The sequence below is a fragment of the Christiangramia crocea genome (assembly GCF_022410465.1).
GTDB lineage: Bacteria > Bacteroidota > Bacteroidia > Flavobacteriales > Flavobacteriaceae > Christiangramia > Christiangramia crocea.
Genome location: NZ_JAJSON010000023.1, coordinates 1 through 21,891, shown reverse-complemented (window position 1 = coordinate 21,891; position 21,891 = coordinate 1). Strand labels below are relative to the sequence as shown.

General features: G+C 39.8%; 18 protein-coding genes. 6 read left to right on the top strand and 12 right to left on the bottom strand.

The annotated features are described in order from the left end of the window. Nucleotides 1-10: 10 nt before the first annotated feature. From pstB to LU635_RS10515, 7 genes are all read right to left on the bottom strand, one after another. On the bottom strand, nt 11-817 hold the full coding sequence (gene pstB, locus LU635_RS10545; protein WP_240098955.1) for a phosphate ABC transporter ATP-binding protein PstB: 807 nt from the start codon (nt 815-817) through the stop codon (nt 11-13). 15 nt (nt 818-832) lie between these two features. Beyond that, complete coding sequence (gene pstA / locus LU635_RS10540) at nt 833-1,687, bottom strand: phosphate ABC transporter permease PstA (RefSeq protein ID WP_240098953.1); 855 nt, start codon at nt 1,685-1,687, stop codon at nt 833-835. Beyond that, complete coding sequence (gene pstC / locus LU635_RS10535) at nt 1,680-2,558, bottom strand: phosphate ABC transporter permease subunit PstC (protein ID WP_240098951.1); 879 nt, start codon at nt 2,556-2,558, stop codon at nt 1,680-1,682. Before pstC ends, pstA begins: the two co-directional genes overlap by 8 nt. Before the next feature lie 73 nt (nt 2,559-2,631). After that, nucleotides 2,632-3,588: a PstS family phosphate ABC transporter substrate-binding protein gene (locus LU635_RS10530; protein WP_240098949.1), complete on the bottom strand. Its 957-nt coding sequence runs from the start codon at nt 3,586-3,588 to the stop codon at nt 2,632-2,634. Between the two features lie 13 nt (nt 3,589-3,601). Next, nucleotides 3,602-4,807: a porin gene (locus LU635_RS10525; protein WP_240098947.1), complete on the bottom strand. Its 1,206-nt coding sequence runs from the start codon at nt 4,805-4,807 to the stop codon at nt 3,602-3,604. 287 nt (nt 4,808-5,094) lie between these two features. Further along, a complete protein-coding gene (locus LU635_RS10520) occupies nt 5,095-6,354 on the bottom strand; it encodes an Nramp family divalent metal transporter (RefSeq protein WP_240098945.1) in 1,260 nt (419 codons plus the stop codon). A 119-nt stretch (nt 6,355-6,473) separates the two neighbouring features. Further along, entirely contained in the window at nt 6,474-7,109 is a 636-nt protein-coding gene (locus LU635_RS10515) for an alpha/beta hydrolase (RefSeq protein ID WP_240098943.1), read from the bottom strand. Between the two features lie 45 nt (nt 7,110-7,154). On the opposite strand from LU635_RS10515, the gene LU635_RS10510 reads away from it, so the two are divergent. The 5 genes from LU635_RS10510 to LU635_RS10490 all read left to right on the top strand — a co-directional run bounded on the left by LU635_RS10510 (nt 7,155) and on the right by LU635_RS10490 (nt 11,861). Beyond that, on the top strand, nt 7,155-7,577 hold the full coding sequence (locus LU635_RS10510) for a PaaI family thioesterase (RefSeq protein ID WP_240098941.1): 423 nt from the start codon (nt 7,155-7,157) through the stop codon (nt 7,575-7,577). Beyond that, on the top strand, nt 7,574-8,725 hold the full coding sequence (locus tag LU635_RS10505; RefSeq protein WP_240098938.1) for a chorismate-binding protein: 1,152 nt from the start codon (nt 7,574-7,576) through the stop codon (nt 8,723-8,725). The genes LU635_RS10510 and LU635_RS10505 overlap by 4 nt, the downstream gene beginning before the upstream one ends. A gap of 50 nt (nt 8,726-8,775) precedes the next feature. Further along, nucleotides 8,776-10,509 carry a 2-succinyl-5-enolpyruvyl-6-hydroxy-3-cyclohexene-1-carboxylic-acid synthase gene (menD, locus tag LU635_RS10500; protein ID WP_240098936.1) on the top strand — a complete coding sequence of 578 codons (1,734 nt, stop codon included), beginning with the start codon at nt 8,776-8,778 and terminating at the stop codon, nt 10,507-10,509. A gap of 67 nt (nt 10,510-10,576) precedes the next feature. Then, complete coding sequence (locus tag LU635_RS10495; protein WP_240098933.1) at nt 10,577-10,921, top strand: DUF2853 family protein; 345 nt, start codon at nt 10,577-10,579, stop codon at nt 10,919-10,921. 97 nt (nt 10,922-11,018) lie between these two features. Further along, complete coding sequence (locus tag LU635_RS10490) at nt 11,019-11,861, top strand: CvfB family protein (RefSeq protein ID WP_240098930.1); 843 nt, start codon at nt 11,019-11,021, stop codon at nt 11,859-11,861. Here the strand turns inward: LU635_RS10490 and LU635_RS10485 are convergent. After that, complete coding sequence (locus LU635_RS10485) at nt 11,855-12,304, bottom strand: hypothetical protein (RefSeq protein WP_240098928.1); 450 nt, start codon at nt 12,302-12,304, stop codon at nt 11,855-11,857. The two genes, LU635_RS10490 and LU635_RS10485, sit on opposite strands and share 7 nt — an antisense overlap. 273 nt (nt 12,305-12,577) lie before the next feature. Between LU635_RS10485 and LU635_RS10480 the strand changes: the two genes are divergently transcribed. Then, nucleotides 12,578-13,417 (top strand): 1,4-dihydroxy-2-naphthoyl-CoA synthase, encoded by an 840-nt coding sequence (locus LU635_RS10480; RefSeq protein WP_240098925.1) that lies wholly within the window; start codon nt 12,578-12,580, stop codon nt 13,415-13,417. Between the two features lie 119 nt (nt 13,418-13,536). Here the strand turns inward: LU635_RS10480 and LU635_RS10475 are convergent, their stop codons facing one another. The 4 genes from LU635_RS10475 to uvrA all read right to left on the bottom strand — a co-directional run. Then, a complete protein-coding gene (locus LU635_RS10475; RefSeq protein WP_240098922.1) occupies nt 13,537-15,936 on the bottom strand; it encodes an alpha-ketoacid dehydrogenase subunit alpha/beta in 2,400 nt (799 codons plus the stop codon). Nucleotides 15,937-16,131: 195 nt separating this feature from the next. Beyond that, on the bottom strand, nt 16,132-18,942 hold the full coding sequence (locus tag LU635_RS10470) for a gluzincin family metallopeptidase (protein WP_240098920.1): 2,811 nt from the start codon (nt 18,940-18,942) through the stop codon (nt 16,132-16,134). A 78-nt stretch (nt 18,943-19,020) separates the two neighbouring features. Continuing rightward, nucleotides 19,021-19,713 carry an LOG family protein gene (locus tag LU635_RS10465; protein ID WP_255749795.1) on the bottom strand — a complete coding sequence of 231 codons (693 nt, stop codon included), beginning with the start codon at nt 19,711-19,713 and terminating at the stop codon, nt 19,021-19,023. 8 nt (nt 19,714-19,721) lie between these two features. Beyond that, nucleotides 19,722-21,891 (bottom strand): excinuclease ABC subunit UvrA (gene uvrA / locus LU635_RS10460; RefSeq protein WP_240098919.1); only part of this gene is annotated, 2,170 nt, incomplete at its 5' end.

The following is a 21,891-nucleotide window of genomic DNA, read 5'->3' as shown; positions in this document are numbered from 1 at the left end:
ATGTTGTATTTTATCCGAAACGGCCGGTTATATAATTCTCGGTTTGTTCTTTTTCCGGGTTTGTGAAGAGCTTATTGGTTTTATCATACTCTATAAGGTCACCCATATAGAAAAAGGCTGTGCTGTCACTTATCCTACTTGCCTGTTGCATGTTATGCGTTACAATTACAATAGTATACTTCTCCTTTAGCTGATAGATAAGATCTTCGATCTTCGCAGTAGAAATAGGGTCCAGGGCAGAAGTTGGTTCGTCCATAAGGATAATTGAAGGTTCTACTGCCAGCGTACGTGCTATACATAGTCGCTGTTGCTGGCCTCCTGAAAGCGCAAGTGCCGACTTATTCAGATCATCTTCCACCTCATTCCAAAGTCCAACCTGTTTCAGAGATTCTTCAACCCGTTCCTGTAAGAATTTCTTATCTTTTATTCCCTGAATTTTCAGGCCGTAAGCTACATTTTCATAAATGGATTTAGGAAACGGATTCGGTTTTTGGAAAACCATTCCAACCTGCTTTCGAAGCAATTCTACGTTTATATCTTTATCATAGATATTGTCACCATCAATATTGATCTCTCCTTCCATTCTAAAGCTGTCCACATAATCATTCATTCTGTTGAACAGTCTTAAAAAAGTTGACTTACCACAACCAGATGGACCAATAAACGCAGTGATCTTATTGGGCTTAATATCCATACTAACCCCTTTGATGGCAAGAAAATCTCCATACCACACCTTTACGTTCTTGGCCTGTAATTTATATTTACGTTTCAGGCTGCTATCAATGATGCTATCCTGTTTTTTTTTCTTTTTTATCATTTTATAACACTTGTGTTATTTGAATTTTTTCTGCCACTTATTTCTAAAATATACAGCTATACCATTCATTACAAAAGTAATCAACAATAATATGATTATTGCTGCTGCTGCATTTTCAACAAACCCATGTTGTGGCCGGGTAATCCAGTTAAAGATCTGTATAGGTAATACAGAGAACTCATCCATAGCTGATGAAGGGGCGAAAGGCACATAAGCAAGTGCCCCAATTACGATCAAAGGTGCGGTTTCACCCACGGCCCTTGATAATGCCAGGATCACTCCGGTAAGGATACCTCCAAAAGAAGCGGGTAATAATTGGTGGTAAACGGTTTGCCATTTTGATGCTCCCATAGCAAAGGATGCATCCCTAACTGATTTTGGTACAGCCTTTAAGGCCTCACGGGTTGAAACTATTACGATTGGGAGTATCAATAACGCCAGGGTAAAACTACCTGCAAGGACACTGGATCCCATTTCCATAATTCTAACAAATACCTCCAGCCCCAGGAGCCCGTATATAACTGAGGGTACTCCAGCCAGATTCGAAATGTTCACTTCCAGTATGGTTGAGAGCTTATTCTTTTTGTTATATTCTTCCAGATAGATTGCTGCAGCGATACCAACGGGCAGAGCAATTAAGGTGGTTAACAACAGGACCCAGATACTTCCCATTAAGGCTGTATAGATACCAGATCTTTCGGCCTTTCTGGATGGAAGGTTTACAATAAAGTCCCAGTCGATCCTCATTATTCCGTCAATGAGAATATTTCCAATAAAGATCGCAAGTAATACCAGACCCAATAATGTGCAGGCGATTCCCCAGTATTTGAAGGCCTGGTCTTTGATCCTGTTTTTTCTAATATTATTCATATTTCTCCTGGAATTTTTTACGTATCCTGTAACTTAAGGTATTCAGCAGGAAAGTAAAGATGAACAGGGTAATACCTGCAGCAAAGATGGTCTTGTATTCCAAGGACCCATGTTGAACGTCTCCAAGACTAACCTGTACGATATATGCGGTTATGGTCTCTACCGGTACTGTTGGATCAAAAGTGAATCTTGGTTGCTGTCCCGCCGCAATGGCAACGATCATAGTCTCTCCAATGGCTCTGGAAATTGCAAGAATTATGGATACCACAATTCCTGACGAAGCTGCCGGAACCATCACTTTAAAAGCGTTCTGCAGTTTGGTAGATCCCATTCCGTAAGCTGCTTCCCTTAAGGAGTCCGGTACGGCGTGAAGCGCATCTTCACTTAAAGAAGAGATATATGGAATTATCATTATTCCCATTACGATACCAGCTGAGAGGGAATTAAAACTTGAAATTTCCGGAAAAATGGATTGTAGAAACGGCGTAACTACCATTAAAGCAAAAAAACCATAAACTACAGTAGGAACAGCCGCCAGAAGCTCTAATAATGGTTTGATAGTTCTTCTAAAGCTTTTTGGAGCATATTCGCTAAGATATATACTTATGGATAGGCCAACCGGAACCGCAAACGCGATCGCTATGAATGAGGTAAGCAAGGTACCCGATAATAACGCCAGAATACCAAAGTGTTTGTCTGTAAATAAAGGTGTCCATTCTGTATCAGTAAAGAAATCTATGATAGAAACTTCACTAAAAAAGTTGATGGCTTCAATAGACAAAACTAAAATGATACCTATGGTAACGGCAATAGTAATGAGGGAGCTTATCAGCAAGGCCCTTTCAATTACTAATTCTTTTAGTTTTCGCATTTAGAGTGTAATTAAAAATAACATCAGATCCATCCATATTAGAGAATCTGATGTTACTTTAAATGTTTCAACCTTATTTAGTCTCCTGATCCTCTTTTTTATACTTTGCCACGAAGTCTTCAAACTTTTTCTTCTGCTCAGCATATTCGTTGTCGGTAAGAGGGAAGTAACCAACATCTTTTGCCAGTGCTCCAGCCTCATCCAGATAGAAATTCACGAATTCCACAACGGTTGGATCCTGAATAGCGGTACTACTTACATAGATAAACAATGGTCTTGACAATGGAGAATAGGTTCCATTGTTAACAGTTTCAGCAGAAGGAACTACTGGTCCGTTTCCGCCATCTACTGCAGCTAGTTCCAGTTTATCTGAGTTTGCTTCATAATATGCCAGGCCAAAGAAACCTAATCCATATTTATCCCCTGCAACACCCTGTACCAATACATTATCATCTTCACTGGCGGTAAAATCACCTCTGCTTGCTCCACCTTCACCTACAATGGCTTCGGTAAAATAATCAAAAGTTCCTGATGCCACACCAGGACCAAATAAATGGATCTCTTCATCTGGCCATTCAGGATTAATCTGACTCCATTTCATGATCTCTCCCTGAGCAGCAGGCTCCCATATTTTTTTCAATTCTTCTACAGTGAAAGATTTAGCCCAGTCATTTTCAGGATTTATCACTACTGCAAGACCATCGTATGCTACTTCAAGTTCAACATAGTCTATGTTGTTCTCTTTAGCTAAAGCAGCCTCTTTGTCTTTGATCTCTCTTGAAGCATCAGAGATATCAGTCTCTCCACGGGTGAATTTCTGAAATCCTCCTCCTGTTCCCGATACCCCTATAGTAACATTTACTCTAGGTTTTTCGGTTCTGAATTCCTCGGCTACTGCCTCGGTGATAGGATATACAGTACTGGATCCGTCAACACTGATGGTGCCTGATTCATCCCCGTCCTGTCCTTTTTTGTTTCCGCAGGCAAACATTGTAAATGCCACTACTGCGATAAATAATACTTTTTTCATGGTTGTTTTTTATTTAGAAATGAATATCAACTTGTAATCTGTACATAAGGTCATTATTCATATTATCTGAAAAATCATTCAGACTTACATCGGTCTGGACTTTTAGTTTATGACCTACGATATACTTTGAAAGCCCCAGGGTATACTGGTTATGAACCCCTTCGCCTGTGATGTTCTCATCCAGGTCTATAGTGGTATATCTTCCAACTACCTCAAAATTGTTTTTAAATAAGTAACCTGCCTGGAAATTAAATCCATTTCCTACCTCTACGACATCTCCGGTTGGAGTTCCATCAGCATTTACTGCAATTGGGGCGTCTGCATTTCTATCGGCATATTCGGTCAATATGTTAAATCCTTTATACTTGAACATAGCGTCCAGAAAGAAGGTATTGATGTCGGTCTCGTAGAATCCGTTATCATTTTCCATATAAGAACCTGAAACAGATTCTGTTTTTACTGCATCGGCATTATAGCTGTATGCAGCTCCAATGGCCAGTTTAGGAGTTTGTTCCCTGTCCAGGTCGGCTCCAGAGTAAGCGTCAAAATCTCCAAAAGGGTAGATCTCCGCTCTTCCGGTAAAATGATGACCTCCAATATTACCACGGGTCACGTTTCTACCTTCACCCTGAGTGAAAGCTACGGATTCCTTTACCAGGAAATCATTTCCCAGATCGAAACCATGGTGCAACTGCAGACCCATTTCACGGTCTACATTGAACATGCTGTTTACCAGGGAACGATCTACCGTTTGCATATTTCCTGAAGACACAATTCGTTCACGGTTACCTGGTAATTTTGTTTGCCCAACCCATAACTCGAAATTATCATAGAAGTTCCACATGATTACCGCGTCCAGAATATACCTTGGAGCATTATGAGTGTAGTATGAAGCACCAGAAATATCCCTGTTTGAAAGACCCAGCTCCATCTTATAACTTAGTTTTGGAGAATAAGCGAAACCTTCGAACTTTAAACGGGCTCTTCTGACTAGAAAATTTGATTCCCCGTTTTGTAAGTTTTCATTACCTGGAAAATCCCAGTTACTTGTGAAAAGAGACTGGAATCTGGCAGCAAATTTCAGACTAAAAGAGCTATCCTTAGCTACTACATTTACCAATCCTTTTCCGAATTTACTTTCTGTAATTTCCTGTGAGTTAGCATTAAACATCCCTAATGCTAGGAGAGCAACAAAAAGTTGCCATTTTAATAATTTCATTACCTGTAAGTTTTTTGTCGATGCAAATAACCGATTCTAATGTTACCTCAGTGTTAAGTACAGGTTATGATTAAATCAAAGAATAGTTTTAAAAAAGAACCGCTCTCCATGAGCGGTTCATTCATAAATCTAAGTTGACAAAAAACTCTCGGATTTTATGTAATTACTCCCAGGTAAAGGAAGCAGTTCAAATATTTTAAATTTCTTCCATATAGATATGAAAATAAATTTATTTAAAAGTTATCTAATTGTTTCTAACCATAAAGGTGATTTGGTAAAAGTACAGATCAAAAAAATGTGGAAAGGTAAATGATATTGAATATTATAAGGATAATAAAGCATATAACAGAAAAGATACGATAAGGTTTTCCAGGCCTGTTTTCTGCAGGCATATATTTTCCGGTAACAAGCCTATAGTTGAACCAGCCCAGAAATGGAGCAGATAAAAACGATAGCGCTGTGGCGAAATCTATGAGGACTGTAAAAGAAGCGGTAAAAAAGAAGAGGATCAATAAAGAAAGACATGGGATAAGGAAAACACTTATTCGGTAATTCTTCCATTTGGAATTTGGATCATTATCTTCAGCTCTTTCGTTAAAAACTTCGGATATCACACGGGGAAAAGCATCGGTGACCGCAAGAGTAGTGGAGAACATGGCAATAAAAGCTGCAACAGCAATTATAGGTTTACTCCAGTCGCCCAGTGTTTTACCATAGAGGTCTATAAGCTGACCGGAAAATTCCACTCCGTTGCCCGAAAAACTTATTCCACTGCCAAACATGATAAGAGCTCCCATAAAAAAGAAAAGTAGACCTATAAACGCAGCAGCGAGGTAACCCACATTAAAATCGGCGAATGCTTCCTTAATAGTTGTTCTTCTTTTATTCCCAATGGCTTTTTCTTTGGTCCAGATGGAATGCCAGACAGAAGCGTCCAGAGGAATAGGCATCCAGCCCATAAATGAAATGATAAAAGCGATCCCGGCTTTATTCCAAACATCCGGAGGGGTCATCGTAATTGCATTCTCCAGACGTCCATCGCCAAAGGCGAGGATAACCGCAGTTAAAGTAGCAAGGCCCAACACAGAGACGATAAGCTTCATGGTCCTGTCCAGAGCAGGGTATTTCCCGATTAATAGAAGAGCTATGCAGATTCCAATAATTACAAAACTCCAGGTAAATGACGACCAGCCCATTCCAAAAAGCCTTTCGGCCAGCCCGGCGGTGACAATGGTAACTGCAGCCTGGATTATAAACATGCTTCCAATAGTTATAATTATAAAGCTCCAGTAAGGGAATTTTCCCATTTTTCGATAGCCGCTAATTAAGTGATCTCCGGTAGCAGCGGCATACCTGGGTCCGAATTCAAGGAATGGATATTTAGTTACACAGGCGAGCACAAGAACCCACAAAAGAAGGAATCCATAATCGGCCCCGGCGCGGGTGGCCTGTACAAGATGGGAAACCCCAATTGCAGCTCCTGCCAGCAGAAATCCGGGACCAAGTGTTTTTAAGAAGGAGGTTTTGGTAGAGGAGGTTTGTTTCATAAAGGCTTTAGCATTTGTACGGATAGTCATTGCGAGCAGAGCGAAGTAATCTAAGAATTGAGATTACTTCTTTTTCCAGGATGGCTCGCAACAACATCCAGAAATAAATATGGATTAAATTAAGCAAATTTTGAGATCATTTCAGTATTTACCTCATGTCCACCTTTAAATCTCAGGATTTCCAGATTTCGCGGAAAGATTTGCTTCAGCCTTTCTTCTTCAACTTCTACAATTCCAGATTTTAAATATTCATCTTCAGTTCCATAGATAAAGCTGAAATTAGTATTATCAAGAAATTTGAAATCATCTGAATTTAATTCCTGAGGTACTTTACCGGAATGCATGATCAGATTTTCACATTCAATTTGTCGTCTTGCAACAAAGCGGGTTGCTACAGAAACTCCCTGGGAATACCCCAGGATATTGAGATTCTTTACACCCTTTAGGTTTTCGGTTTCATATACGGCGTCAAGGTAACTCAATGTATTCTCAATTCCTTCCTCGAGCTTTTCCCGGGTTAGCCAGGAAGCACCAACGTGCCTGTATTCACCATTCAGGTAATATTTAGATTGAGCCTGAGGAGCAATGATATAATTCTCCTCAGGATCCAGATGTTTAAAATATTTCAGAAAGTAACGGCTTAGGTACCCGATACCATGAAAGACCATCCAGACATTTTTTGTCCCTGGAGTATGTTCATTCAGAACAGAATAGCTGTTTTTAATCTGATACGAAACACTTTTCTCGGTGCTCATCTCTTTACTGTTTTGTATTTTTACAAAGTAACCAATCTTTATAGGATGACGAAAGAAGAAATTATTGAGCTTTCACGGAGGGCCTGCAAAAATACGTTAATGGAAACTCTTGATATTGAGTTTGTGGAGGCGGGAGACGATTATATGATCGCCAAAATGCCGGTCTCTCCAAAGGTGCATCAGCCGGATGGTGTACTCCATGGCGGGGCTACTGTTGCACTCGCTGAAAGTGTTGGCAGTATGGCCAGTTATGTTTTTCTTAATACAAAGGAATTTTTTGTTCGCGGAATAGAAATTTCTGCCAATCATCTAAAAAGCGTGAAAGAAGGTTATGTTTTTGCCAGAGCATCCTTTATCCACAAGGGGCGCACCACTCAGCTTTTTGAAATAAGGGTTACTGATGAAGAGGACCGACTCATCTCTATTGTTAAATTGACAACTATTGCTCTTCCAAAAGAAAAGAAATGATCAAAGCTGCCGATTTTTATCAGAAATTGAAATCCCATTTAAAGGAGCAAAGCCCCTTTGTGGTTTATCGAAAACCTGGGGAGAACATGGTAAAAGCCATGCTTCAAAAGGATTCAGGAAGTTTTAGGGTGAAAGATATGAAGGAAAGCGGGTTTGTTTTTGCAGCTTTCAATCCTGAAAATCCCTCCTGGTTTATTCCAGATGATCATTCTGAAACCTATGAGTTTGAGGATATTTCCACCGATGGGATCGATAGTGATCTCTATGAATATCTTTCCTGGGAAACTGATTTTGAGTATATGGAGGAAGATCAGAAGGTCCATGAAAATCTGGTTCAGAAGGGGATTGACCATATTAAGGCAGGTGATTTCAAAAAGGTTGTTCTGGCAAGGTCAGAAAGGGTTCAGGTCCACGATCCGGATCCTATCAGAATCTTCAAAAAACTGCTAAACAAATATTCCCAGGCTTTCGTTTATATCTGGTTTCATCCGGAAACCGGTTGCTGGCTTGGGGCCACTCCTGAAACCCTCTTAAAGTCAGAGAGAAATCGTTTTAAGAGTATGGCCCTTGCCGGAACTCAGCTTTTTAAAGGAGAAACCAATGTTGAATGGGAGAAAAAAGAAGTAGAGGAGCAGCTTATTGTTACAGATTATATCCTTGAATCTCTTAATTCTATTACAGATATAAATTCAGTAGAAGTCTCTGCACCTTATACGGCAAAGGCCGGTAATTTACTTCATATTAGAACGGATATAACCGGGAGGCTTGCAAGTGCAGAAAAGCTCGGAGAACTTATCAAGGCACTTCATCCTACTCCTGCCGTATGTGGTTTGCCAAAGCAGAAGGCCCTTCAGTTTATCCTTGAAAATGAAAAAATATCAAGGGAATTCTATTCCGGATACCTTGGGGAGCTGAATATGAAAACTGAGACTAAAAGGAATTCGAATACCAGTAACCAGGAGAATCAGCAATTTGCAGCTATTAGCAAGAAGACCGAGCTGTATGTTAATCTACGATGTATGAAGTTAAAGGAGGGAAACGCGAGGATATTCATTGGTGGAGGTATTACCAAAGATTCTAATGCTGCCGACGAATGGATGGAAACCGTGAATAAATCCCAGACCATGAAGGCGGTTCTTGTTAAATAAGGTCAAAAACTACCCATGAAATTTCCTTTAAATTGTAATTTTGGGCTTCTATGAAGTATTCTAAGATTCCCGTTGCCCGCTCGGTAGTGGCCTTGTGTGCGGCAAAAGATATTAAACATGTTGTTATTTCCCCCGGTTCCCGTAATGCTCCGTTGACCATTGGGTTTACCCATCATACTGAAATTACGCCTTACAGTATTGTAGATGAGCGTTGTGCAGCATTTTTTGCATTGGGAATGGCACAGCAGTTGGGGAAGCCTGTAGCCCTCGTCTGCACTTCGGGTTCAGCCTTACTCAACTATTATCCGGCAATTGCCGAGGCTTTTTATAGTGATATTCCATTAGTGATCATTTCTGCAGACCGGCCGGTAGAAAGAATAGATATTGGAGACGGGCAGACCATAAGACAGAAAAATGTCTTTCAGAATCATATACTTTATTCTGCCAATCTTTATTCAGAACTGGTTCTGGAAAAGGAATCCAGCGATCCCAAACTTCAACAGAAACAGTTTGAGGCTCAGAAACATAATGAGCGCGAAGTGAACCTGGCACTGAATAAGGCGATAGAAGAGAAGGGACCTGTACATATTAATGTGCCATTTTATGAACCTTTATATGATACTGTTGAAAATATTGATGTACAGCCGCTTCAAATTTATCCCGAGCTTAAGGAGAGACATTATTCCAAAAAACAGCTGCAATATTATGCTGAAGAATGGAACAGGGCGAAGCGAAAAATGGTGATCGTTGGAGTTGCCCAGCCAAATGCCGTAGAACAAAAATTTCTTGAAAGGCTGGCAGAAGACCCCAGCGTGATTGTCTTTACTGAAACCACCTCAAATATTCATCAGGAAGAATTTTTCACCAGAATAGATACGATAATTGGCCCTATTGAAAAGGATGAGAGGCGACAGGAGCTCTTTAAAAAACTGCAGCCTGATATCTTACTTACTTTCGGCGGGATGATAGTGTCTAAGAAGATAAAATCCTTCTTAAGGAACAATAATCCAAAGCATCACTGGCATATAGATTCAAAAAAAGCCTATAATACTTTCTTTTGCCTGAACAAACACTTTGAGACCGATGTGAACTCCTTTTTTTCTGAATTCCTTCCGCTTACAGAAAGAACAGAAAGTGAATATGGTGGGTTCTGGAAGGCTGTAAGGAGAAAAAGACAGGCCAGGCATGAGGAATATATGACGCAAATTCCATATTCAGACCTCAAGGCAATGCTGGAGATAGTGCCAAAAGTCCCGCAGGATACAATAGTTCATTTTGGAAACAGCTCAGTGATCAGGTATGCCCAGTTATTCCAGTGGCATCCCAGTTTAAAAGTGTTTTGTAATCGCGGCACCAGCGGGATAGATGGGAGTGTTTCCACCTCGGTGGGAGCGGCGGTGACTTCGGACGAACCTGTTTTAATGATTACAGGCGATCTGAGTTTTTTCTATGACAGTAATGCTTTATGGAACAATTATATTCCTTCCAATTTCAGGATTATAGTTCTGAACAATCAAGGGGGAGGGATTTTCAGAATTCTTCCAGGAAATAAGAACACTGAAAATTTTGACAAATATTTTGAGACCGTTCATGATATGAACGCGAAACCTATTTGTGATCAATATAATTTTGAATATTACAGGGCTAACTCCCAGGAAGAGGTTCATGAAAATCTGAGAGATTTTTTCGATGAATCGGGCCAACCTAAACTTCTCGAAATTTTCACTCCAAGAAAGATCAATGATGAGGTGCTGCTTGAGTATTTTAATTTTATGAAATCTTAAGCATAGCCTAACATTTCTTAAGACTCTTAATCTTTATATTCGAAAATGTCGAATTAAAAAAATCATTATGAGCAAACTTGATGAAAAAGTAGGTAAGTATCTTGATGACCTGAAATCGAAAGTAGGAGAAAACGATCCCGATGTGGATCTTCTGAGAAAGATCACAGAATCACTGGGGCCAAGCATTTATAATGCCGATGCTGAAACGGTTGCTTCTACCAGCGAATCTGAACTGGATACCGTAAAAAGGAATTTCATTGATAAGAAACTGGGTATTTCTGATCAATCAAAAGCTAATGAAGCTTTGAACCAGGTACTTGAGAAATATGGAAAATCAAACCGGAATAAATACAGGGTTGTGATCTATTATCTTTTAACAAAGCATTTTAAAAAAGAGTCTGTTTTTAAATAAAATCCATATAAACGCAGGAAATCCGTTTTAGGGATAAAACCTGAAACGGATTTTTTTATTATTGAATAAAAGTATCTTTGTAGGCTAAATGTAAAGTATGATTCAGTTAGGCGAATTTCATGATCTCAAAATGATAAGGGAAACCGACCATGGTGTATATCTTGAAAATGATGAGGGAGAGGAAGTCCTGCTTCCTAATAAATATGTACCCCAGGAATGGAAGGAGGGAGATATAATTAAGGTCTTTATTTACCTGGATCATGAAGAGCGGCCGGTTGCCACCACCCTGGAACCGAAAATAAAACTGGATCAGTTTGCGAAACTTCGATGCGTTGAGGTGAATAAATTTGGAGCTTTCCTTGACTGGGGGCTTGAAAAACATCTTTTCGTTCCTTTTAAAGAGCAGGTAATACCTATGCAGCCAGGGGAAGATTATCTGGTTTTCTGTTACCTGGACCTTGAAACAGAGCGACTGGCAGCTTCATCTAAGGTGCATGCCTTTGTTGATAATTCAGTACTTACTGTAGAACCATTTGAAGAAGTGAATCTGCTGGTGAGTAATATGACTGAACTGGGTTATAATGTTATCATCAATCAGTTGCATCTGGGACTGATTTACCATGATGATGTCTTTAAGCCTTTAAAAATTGGGGATTCTTTGAAAGGTTATATTAAGAAGATCCGGGATGATAATAAAATAGATGTTATTTTACAACGTCCGGGTTACCGAAGTATTGAGCCCAATGCACAGAAAATACTGGACAAACTGAAATCTGCAGGAGGCTTTATGAATGTTTCTGATAAGTCTGATCCCGATGATATCAAAGATAGACTTCAAATGAGTAAAAAGAGCTTTAAGAAAGCTGTAGGCACGCTCTACAAACAACGTCTAATTGATATCAGAGAAGACGGAATTCATTTAACAGATCAAGATCAGTAAATAAACCGGTACGGAGTATACCTCCTAACACCAAAGCCACGGGAATTATAATTATGCAGAAAGGGATTGGCGAAATAGGGGTTATTAAAGACATCATTCCGGTCATAAGGTCTTACTTCTCCTGAGACCTCGAAAATTTTCTTCTCCTTACTGGATTTCGGAAGTGGTGAGCCGAGATCAATTTCTCTTTGAATCTTATTTCTATTGGTCTTATCGATGATGGCAAGCATATCTATCTGCTTTTTTTGCACTTCGTTCTTTAAATGTAAAAAACTTCCATCAGGCAGATTAAAACTGGATCCAGTCTGCCAGACAAAACCATAATCTTTCCAGGAGTTTTCTATACTACGGTTTCCTATTTCAAAATCTTCCCTGTCCCAGTATTCCTGGGCTGTAGCACTGAAGCCGATTAAAAGGAAAAAAATAAGAGAATAGAGTTTCATTCGGAATTTTTACAGTTTTAAATCAAAAATGATGCTAAATTGCCATGAGGGCACAATTTTTACACTATAAAATTACTGGTTTTATTTAAAAAAGAGATTTATAGTAAATTTAAAAAACATTTATTTTAATAAAAACCCGGTAAGCAATCTCTTCTTAGCCCTTGCTACACTGAATCAAAATGCTCAGAATCCACTTCGCAGTCTGCTTTCTTAAGCGGGCTTTTTACTTTCTCAACTTACCTAAAAGTCTTAATTTTACTAAAAATATATTTAATGGCAAGTATAGACTGGAAAATAGCAAAGGAATACGAAGATATTACCTATAAAAAGTCAAACGGGGTGGCGAGGATAGCATTTAACAGACCGGACGTCAGAAATGCTTTCAGGCCAAAGACCACCTCTGAATTACTGGATGCTTTTCATGATGCTCATGAAGATACTTCTATCGGTGTTGTCTTATTATCGGCAGAAGGCCCTTCATCTAAAGATGGAAAATGGGCATTTTGTAGTGGTGGAGACCAAAAGGCCAGGGGAGAACAGGGCTATGTTGGAGAAGACGGTTATCACAGATTAAACATTCTTGAAGTTCAAAGGCTGATTCGCTTTATGCCTAAAGCGGTAATCGCTGTTGTTCCTGGCTGGGCTGTAGGAGGAGGGCATAGCCTTCATGTGGTTTGTGATCTTACCTTGGCCAGTAAAGAGCATGCTATCTTCAAACAGACCGATGCTGATGTTACCAGCTTTGATGCGGGTTACGGTTCAGCTTATCTTGCGAAAATGGTCGGACAGAAAAAAGCCCGTGAAATTTTCTTTTTAGGAAGAAATTATTCCGCTCAGGAGGCTTTTGAGATGGGAATGGTAAATGCTGTGATTGCCCATGATGAACTGGAAGATGTGGCCTATGATTGGGCACAGGAGATCCTGGCTAAATCACCAACCTCCATAAAAATGCTGAAATTCGCAATGAACCTTACTGATGATGGTATGGTTGGGCAGCAGGTATTTGCCGGCGAAGCAACCAGACTGGCTTATATGACCGATGAGGCTAAAGAAGGAAGAAATGCCTTCCTTGAAAAGAGAAAGCCGAATTTCGAAAAGAAGTGGATACCTTAGACTCAGTAAACAGTATTCGTTATTTGTAGATTGCTAGGGTTTGAAGATTTTTATAATTTAAAAAGCCATGAAACTTTTCATGGCTTTTTCTTTATTTAATAAGTCCTGGAAATTCCGGTCTATCTTAATTTCGGATATTTATTAGGATCGGTTTCATGCATGACGGAGTATACTTTTTCAAAAATATCTTCAGGTGAAGGTTTTGAAAAATAATCTCCATCGGTGCCGTATGCCGGCCTGTGTTCCTTTGCAGTAAGTGTTTGAGGTTTGCTGTCCAGGAACCTGTAGGCATTCTGCTCTTCAAGTATCTTTTGCATAATGTATGCTGAAGCCCCACCAGGAACATCTTCATCAATAACTAATAGCCTGCTGGTCTTCTCGATGCTTTTTACAATGTCATGGTTCAAATCGAAAGGTAGTAATGACTGAACATCTATCACCTCTGCGTCAATATCAACTTCAAGGAGTTCCCTGGCTACATCTTCAACAATTCTTAAGGTGGATCCGTAAGAAACAAGAGTGATGTCTTTTCCTTTACGAACGGTTTCCGTCACCCCAATTGGCGTTTTGAGTTCTCCCAAATTGTTTGGAAGCTTTTCCTTTAAACGGTAACCATTAAGACATTCAACAATGATAGCTGGTGTATCAAGGTCTAGTAGTGCGTTATAAAAACCTGCGGCCTTGGTCATGTTTCTTGGAACCAGGATATACATTCCGCGAAGGAGATTAAGTAATCCGCCCATTTGAGAACCACTATGCCATATTCCTTCCAGCCTGTGACCTCTTGTTCTAACAATTAATGGAGCCTTTTGTTTTCCTTTGGTTCGATAATGTAATGTTGAGAGATCATCGCTAAGGGTTTGAAGTGCGTACATTACATAATCAAGGTACTGGATCTCGGCAATAGGTCGCAGCCCTCTCATAGCCATTCCAATTCCCTGTCCTATGATCGTTGTCTCCCTGATCCCGGTATCGGAAACCCTGAATTTCCCATGTTTTTTCTGAAGGCCTTCCAGTCCCTGATTAACATCACCAATTTCACCGGAGTCCTCCCCGAAAATTAGTGTTTCGGGACGACGGCTAAAGATTGCGTCAAAATTGTCTCTTAAAATTATCCTTGCATCAACTTCATGAGGTTGATCATCATAGGTTGGAAGAATTTCCAGGCTGATATCTTCTTCCTTATAAAGCCGTGAACCATACTCCTCATCAGTTTGTTCTGAAAAAGTCTCAAGCCAGTTAATAAGGCTTTTCTTTTCAGAAGATTCTTCTCCAATCAAATATCTAAGGCTTCTTCTGGCAGCAGAAACCAGGTCTTTCTTTAATGGCTCTCTGTTACCGGATACTTCCTTTTTAATTGAATTTATAAACCTTGAATTAGAACTTGATGCCGCTGCATTTTCAAGAAGCTGGATTAGTTCTTTCTGCTTTTTAATTGTTGGTTGTAAGTAAGCACTCCAGGCTTTCTGTTTTGCCTCTCTTATTTCCCTTTTTATTTGTTTTTCCAGCTCCTCAAGCTGATCGGAAGTTGCAAAATCATTCTCAATGATCCAGTTTCGGAACTTGAGGTTACAATCGTGCTCTTTTTCCCATTTCAGTCTTTCTTCAGATTTATATCTTTCATGTGAGCCCGAGGTAGAATGTCCCTGTGGCTGCGTTAGTTCTACCACATGGATCAAAACAGGACAGTGTTGTGTTCTGGCAATCTCACTCGCTTTTTCGTAAGTGTCGATTAGTCGGGGGTAATCCCAACCTTCCACAACTATGATCTCGTAACCCTTATTATTTTCATCTCTCTGAAAACCTTTAAGAACCTCTGATATATTTTCTTTGGTTGTCTGGTATTTGGCATGCACCGAGATTCCGTATTCATCATCCCAGACACTTAATACCATTGGTACCTGCAATACTCCTGCGGCATTTACGGTTTCCCAGAAATGACCTTCACTGGTACTGGCATTGCCAATGGTTCCCCAGGCAACTTCGTTACCATTATCACTGAATTTTTCGGCATCAATTCCTTTAACATTTCTGTAGATCTTTGATGCCTGAGCAAGCCCAAGCAATCTGGGCATTTGTCCTGCCGTTGGTGAGATATCAGCACTGGAATTTTTCTGCTTCATCAAATTCACCCATTCTCCATTTTCATCAATGCTATGAGTCATGAAATGACCTCCCATTTGCCTTCCGGCAGACATAGGTTCATTTTCCATGTTAGTGTCGGCATAAAGTCCGGCAAAAAACTGCTCGGGGGTAAGCTCGTTAATGGCCATCATAAAGGTCTGATCGCGATAGTAACCGGACCTGAAATCACCATTCTTATAGGCTTTTGCCATGGCTAACTGCGGTACTTCCTTTCCATCTCCAAATATTCCGAACTTCGCTTTCCCGGTAAGTACTTCTCTCCGACCCAAAAGACTACATTCCCTGCTCGTGACAGCTGTTCTGTAATCTTCCAGAATCTGAGATTTGAACTCATCAAATGAAATAGAATTTTCAGTTTGTGTTTCGCTTTGCATGAACATGTTTTTGGATGGTAACAAATGTAACGAAAAGTCTGATTAAATACAATTCAAATTTTCGCTTTAAAATTGATAATAATATAATTTTAACCTTTATTTATTATTTATTTTTAAAATAAAGAGTTCTATATTAACATTCTCCTGATAATAATGAAATTTAGATATGGAATGTCAAAATAAGAATTTATCCAATCAATACCAACGCCTGGTAAACAATCTTATTAGGGTATTAAGATCTAAGGCTACTATGAATCTTATTTTCTGGTCATAATTTTGATCGTCTAATTCCCATCCAATACTGGAATAAACAGGGAAGAACAGTTCAAAATAATCCTGTACCAGACTTACCCTTATTCCGGAATCATAAAGTAATTTACCATTATCCCCTCTGTTCTTTACTATTCCAATATCCCCGTAGGCATAGATCCAGTTCCAGATGTTCGTACTTCCATTTAAAGACATTAGCCACTGGTTGGCAAATTCTGGTTGTAACTGTGATTTGAAACCACCTTCAGCCATGATGATTTGCTGACTGAACAGTCCACTGCCTTCACTCCTTCCATAATATTTATAGTCGAAGAGATAATCTGTGGGGCGGTCCAGGGCAAAACTGAAATAATCATTGGACCTTACATCATTATAGAGAAAAGTTCCGCCAAAAAATCTCAGGTTTATCTGCCGGTTGTTTTTAAATAGTTTGCGATATTCCGCACTAACAGACATTTTACTGAACTTATCTGATAGCTGGTAGTCGAGTGAAGCAGTGAGATGTTTAAGAAAATTTGGATTACTGTAACGGTAATTTACATTAAATACATTATAGTCTGGCTGGGGCAGGGGAACGGTAGGATTTTGATCTCTTTGAACATGCACATTCCTTATAAGTAAGCGTTGCCTTTCATTACTTCGTAAATAAGAGTTCCTAAAACCAAATCCCAGATAAGGCGTGAATTTTTCGTAGAAAAGATCATACCCATAAGAAAACCGGGTGCCGCTTATTCCGTAAGAAATCGCATATAGTTTCTTGTTCTCGAACTGATGAGTGTTGAAGAAGGAAGCCGAACCAACAAAAGTTTCACTATTGAATCCATATTTTGGTGAGATCGCAAAATTAAAGGTCTTGCTAAGTATGGTCTTGTTATATAATTTAGGGCCTATGGCTATGCCATCATAAAGGTTATATTCAAACTCAGGCATAAAAAATACCTGATGATATCTTGGGTCCTCTACATCCTGAAGTAATCTGAACTGTATAGGTTTGTCCAGTAATTTAGTAACCCCCTCATAATTATTACGCTGATTAAATTCAGGTATCTCCTGTTCATAATTAAGTGCAAGCCTTTGAATCCCGTCTTTGGGAATCTTAACGCTTTTGGTATCGCGTACCTTTTCTACCCAGGTTTTATACACAACTTCGCCATCTTTCAAGCCATAAAGGCTAACGGGCATATCATTATCTCGAAGGTTCTTAATGGTTACATTTAAAGAATCACGTTCTTTTTCATGTCCGCTTATTTTGAAATCGATTTTCTTATTGGTACCTACATAATCATCAAAGAACCATTGGATATCTCTGGTTGTATTCTTCTGAAGTAAATTAGCAAAATCTTCTTCTGTTACAGGTCTCAGTTTATAGGTGGAATAGAATTCTGAAATAGATTCCTTTACTGTCTGGTCTCCTAAAAAATCCTCAAGATATTTTAATCCAACACCAGCCTTATATGCGTTTGCGATATTCTTGTTAAACTTTACAAGGGAATCCTGACTGGTGGTTAACGGCTGGTCCAGGTTGAGTCTGGCCATGTTCATGTACAGAAACTGGTACTGGTCATTGAATTCCAGATCGGCCGCATGAAACCATCTAACCCCAATTATCTTACTAAGGTTACCAATGAGTTTCATTTTTGGATAATAGGTATCTACATAGTCCATCATAAGAGAGATCATGATGGCATCGGTGACCCATTTTTCGGTACGTGGATTTATGAGAATAGTATTCTGAAGGTAATTGCTGGTTATGGTTTTGAAAAGCTTTATATCATACTGGAAGCCATCGGGAAAAGGTCTTATGAAGCCCGGTAACTGGTTTAGGCCATAAATAGGGTTATTTAAATAATCTTCCTGAGTCACAAAAAGATTGTAATGAGGATATTCGCCCAGTCTTTCATTCAAAAAGCCTACAACGCGTTCAAGTATTGTATTTTTGATATCAAACTGGATGCCTTCATCTTCAATATTGGTGATAACCTGGTTCGAATTGGCGTTGATGGATTCAAAAATGTATGATTTTGTGATATACATTTTACTATCAATCCGGTTCTCTCCCCGAAATGTGATGGTTTTATAGCCCTGTCTGGTTTGGGTTCGTAAAAGATCAAGGCCGGATGCCGCATAGAATTCCGTGGGAATATCCAGGGAAATGAAAATATCATAGGGTTTTACGTACTGCAGTCCCAGATCCTTATGGGTATATAGCTTCCACCCGTTATCCAGGGGAGCAGGGACAAGGTACCAGTACCTTAATTTATAATTTCCCTCCTGATCTATACCATAGCGGGTAAATTTATCATCAGGAACCTTAATTCTATATTTTAAATTAATCTTTAAAGAATCTCCCGGGGCAAGCGGCTCTTTCAGTAGAACTCTAATAAGATCCGGAACCTCACCCGGTCTGTCCCATTCAAGATCTGTTTCCAGGCTGTCTTTTATATGATCTATATAAGTATGGCCACGTTCCTGGTCTTTTGCAAAATGAAAGCGCCTGGCATAATCTTCAGCGAAGCGTTTGGCAAGGGCAGAAGATTTTGAACTAAATGCATTATTCCAGTCGTTAAGATAAATGCTTGCCAACTCCCTGTTTTCGGTGTTGATGAAGGTGATATCCTGATCTATTTCCAGGGTATGCAGACTGTCAACCAGGCGTGCATTTACATTAATGACATTCTGTGCGGAAAGCCATCCCGAACCAATAAAAAATATCAGGAAAAACTGAAGGTATTTCAACGAGTATAAGAATTTAATGCTGATAAGCTATCAGGGCTAAATATAATCAAAGTTTGATACCTTCAATAAGGCTATTAACTAGAAATTAGGACTTAAATTATATTCTTCGTAGAATTTATCCAGAATTTCAATTACTTCATCTTCGGTATCCACCACCTGTACAAGATCTATATCTCCTTCACTAATGTTCTTGAAGTTATCCAGCAGTGTAGCCTTTATCCAGTCTACCAGTCCTCCCCAGAATTCGGTGCCAACGAGGATAATAGGAAACTTATCAATCTTATGGGTCTGGATAAGAGTGATCGCCTCAAAAAGTTCATCCAGGGTTCCAAAGCCACCTGGCATTACCACAAATCCCTGGGAGTATTTCACGAACATTACTTTTCTTACAAAGAAGTAATCGAAATCCAGGCTTTTATCGTTGTCTATATATGGGTTGTCGTGCTGTTCAAAAGGCAGGTCTATATTCAGCCCTACTGAAGTTCCACCGGCCAGGTGAGCTCCCTTGTTACCGGCTTCCATAATTCCAGGGCCACCTCCTGTGATTACTCCGTAACCATGGTCCACGATCTTTTTGGCAACTTTTTCTGCCAGCTTATAATATTTCATATCGGGCTTGGTCCTGGCGGAACCAAAGATCGATACACAGGGGCCTATCTGGCTTAATTTCTCGTAGCCGTTTACGAATTCCCCCATTATCTTGAATATCGCCCAGGAGTCATTGGTCTTTATCTCGTTCCAGGCTTTGTTTCTGCTATGCTTTTTTATCATTTTTATTGTTAGTTTAATTCCTTTTTGAGGAATTGAGCCGTATAACTTTTCTTGTTCTTAATAATTTCTTCAGGAGTGCCTTTGGCGACCACTTTACCTCCACCTTTTCCACCTTCGTAACCTATATCTATAATATAGTCGGCCATTTTGATCACATCCATATTGTGTTCAATAATAAGCACGGTATTTCCTTTATTGGTTAAGGTATTCAGAACCTCCATCAGGACCCGGATGTCTTCAAAATGAAGTCCGGTTGTTGGTTCGTCTAATATATAGAAAGTATTTCCGGTATCGCGCTTTGAAAGTTCTGTTGCCAGTTTTATCCTTTGTGCCTCGCCTCCGGATAGTGTGGTGGATTGCTGGCCAAGACTGATGTAGCCTAGTCCCACATCCTTAATGGTCTTTAGTTTTCTGTATATCTTGGGAATATTCTCAAAAAAGGTGGTTGCTTCATTGATGGTCATTTCCAGAATATCTGCAATAGATTTTCCTTTGTACCTTATTTCAAGAGTTTCCCTGTTAAACCTTTTTCCCTGGCAGGTCTCACACTCCACATAAACATCAGGTAAAAAGTTCATTTCTATCACTCTTAGTCCGCCTCCTTTGCAGGTCTCACATCTACCCCCTTTTACATTGAAACTGAAGCGTCCCGGTTTGTATCCCCTGATCTGTGCCTCGGGTGTTTTAGCAAACAGGCTTCTGATCTCTGAAAAAACGCCTGTATAAGTTGCGGGGTTAGATCTGGGGGTCCGGCCTATTGGAGACTGGTTGATATCTATGACCTTGTCTATATGCTCAAGTCCCTTTATACTATTATAGGGTTTAGGTTTTTTAACCCCGTTAAAGTAATGAGCATTCATAATGGGGTAGAGGGTCTCATTTATAAGTGTGGATTTTCCACTGCCGGAAACTCCGGTAACTGCTATCATCTTGCCTAACGGGATGGAGATATTTACATTTTTCAGATTATTACCTGTGGCCCCTTTTAGTTCGATTTTTTTCCCATTTCCCTTTCTCCGATCTTTGGGTACCGGGATCTCCTTCTTTCCATTGAGATAATAAGCCGTAAGTGTTTCGTGTTCCTTCAGTTCTGCAGGAGTGCCTTCACTTATAATTTCCCCTCCGTGTTTTCCGGCGCGGGGACCTATATCTATTACATGATCTGCCCTTTCTATCATATCCTTGTCATGTTCAACCACGATCACTGTATTGCCAATATCCCTGAGAGATTCCAGGGAATTGATAAGTTTTTCATTATCCCGCTGGTGCAGGCCGATACTTGGTTCATCCAGGATGTAAAGCACTCCCACAAGCTGGGAACCTATCTGTGTGGCCAGTCTTATCCTTTGGGCTTCACCTCCCGACAGGGATTTTGAACTACGGTTAAGGTTAAGGTATGTTAATCCCACATCTAACAGGAACTGTAGTCGCGTTCTGATTTCCTTAATTACCTCTTCAGCAATTTGCAGTTGTTTCTCACTAAGATGTTTTTCGATATCAGCAAACCAGTTGCTTAGATCGGTAATATCAAGTTCAGAAAGTTCTGAGATATTCTTATTGTAGATCTTAAAATATAAAGCCTCTTTTTTCAGTCTTGAGCCTTCACAGTCGGGACATACTACCTTATCCATATATTCCTTTGCCCAGCGTCTGAGCGAGGTGGAGTCATTATTACGATAGGTGGTCTCAATAAAATTAGCAATCCCTTCAAAATCTATTTTATAATCCCTGGTAATGCCAAGGGATTTGGACTCCCGGGAAAACCTTTCTTTTCCGCCGTATAGTATCATATCGAGTGCCTCCTGAGGGATCTTCTCTACAGGATCTCCAAGACTGAATTCAAAACGTTCTGAAATGAGTTCGAGCTGGGAGAAAATCCAGTTTTTCTTTTGTGGCCCATGGGGCTCAAGCGCTCCATTCCTTATGGATCTGGACCTGTCCGGAATTATCTTATCGATATTCACTTGGTAGAGGGTGCCAATCCCATTACAGGTAGGACAGGCTCCTTTTGGTGAATTGAAAGAAAAACTGTTCGGCTCAGGATTCGGATAACTTATCCCTGTGGTGGGACACATCAGGTTCCGGCTAAAATATCTGATATTCCCGGTTTCATGATCAAGGATCATAAGTGTATCATCACCATGATACATGGCTGTTTTGATACTTTCCTCCAGGCGT

Bases quoted from the DNA above. Each gene is read 5' to 3' on its own strand.
- pstB (WP_240098955.1), bottom strand. From the start codon at position 817: ATGATAAAAAAGAAAAAAAAACAGGATAGCATCATTGATAGCAGCCTG.
- pstA (WP_240098953.1), bottom strand. From the start codon at position 1,687: ATGAATAATATTAGAAAAAACAGGATCAAAGACCAGGCCTTCAAATAC.
- pstC (WP_240098951.1), bottom strand. From the start codon at position 2,558: ATGCGAAAACTAAAAGAATTAGTAATTGAAAGGGCCTTGCTGATAAGC.
- LU635_RS10530 (WP_240098949.1), bottom strand. From the start codon at position 3,588: ATGAAAAAAGTATTATTTATCGCAGTAGTGGCATTTACAATGTTTGCC.
- LU635_RS10525 (WP_240098947.1), bottom strand. From the start codon at position 4,807: ATGAAATTATTAAAATGGCAACTTTTTGTTGCTCTCCTAGCATTAGGG.
- LU635_RS10520 (WP_240098945.1), bottom strand. From the start codon at position 6,354: ATGAAACAAACCTCCTCTACCAAAACCTCCTTCTTAAAAACACTTGGT.
- LU635_RS10515 (WP_240098943.1), bottom strand. From the start codon at position 7,109: ATGAGCACCGAGAAAAGTGTTTCGTATCAGATTAAAAACAGCTATTCT.
- LU635_RS10510 (WP_240098941.1), top strand. From the start codon at position 7,155: ATGACGAAAGAAGAAATTATTGAGCTTTCACGGAGGGCCTGCAAAAAT.
- LU635_RS10505 (WP_240098938.1), top strand. From the start codon at position 7,574: ATGATCAAAGCTGCCGATTTTTATCAGAAATTGAAATCCCATTTAAAG.
- menD (WP_240098936.1), top strand. From the start codon at position 8,776: ATGAAGTATTCTAAGATTCCCGTTGCCCGCTCGGTAGTGGCCTTGTGT.
- LU635_RS10495 (WP_240098933.1), top strand. From the start codon at position 10,577: ATGAGCAAACTTGATGAAAAAGTAGGTAAGTATCTTGATGACCTGAAA.
- LU635_RS10490 (WP_240098930.1), top strand. From the start codon at position 11,019: ATGATTCAGTTAGGCGAATTTCATGATCTCAAAATGATAAGGGAAACC.
- LU635_RS10485 (WP_240098928.1), bottom strand. From the start codon at position 12,304: ATGAAACTCTATTCTCTTATTTTTTTCCTTTTAATCGGCTTCAGTGCT.
- LU635_RS10480 (WP_240098925.1), top strand. From the start codon at position 12,578: ATGGCAAGTATAGACTGGAAAATAGCAAAGGAATACGAAGATATTACC.
- LU635_RS10475 (WP_240098922.1), bottom strand. From the start codon at position 15,936: ATGCAAAGCGAAACACAAACTGAAAATTCTATTTCATTTGATGAGTTC.
- LU635_RS10465 (WP_255749795.1), bottom strand. From the start codon at position 19,713: ATGATAAAAAAGCATAGCAGAAACAAAGCCTGGAACGAGATAAAGACC.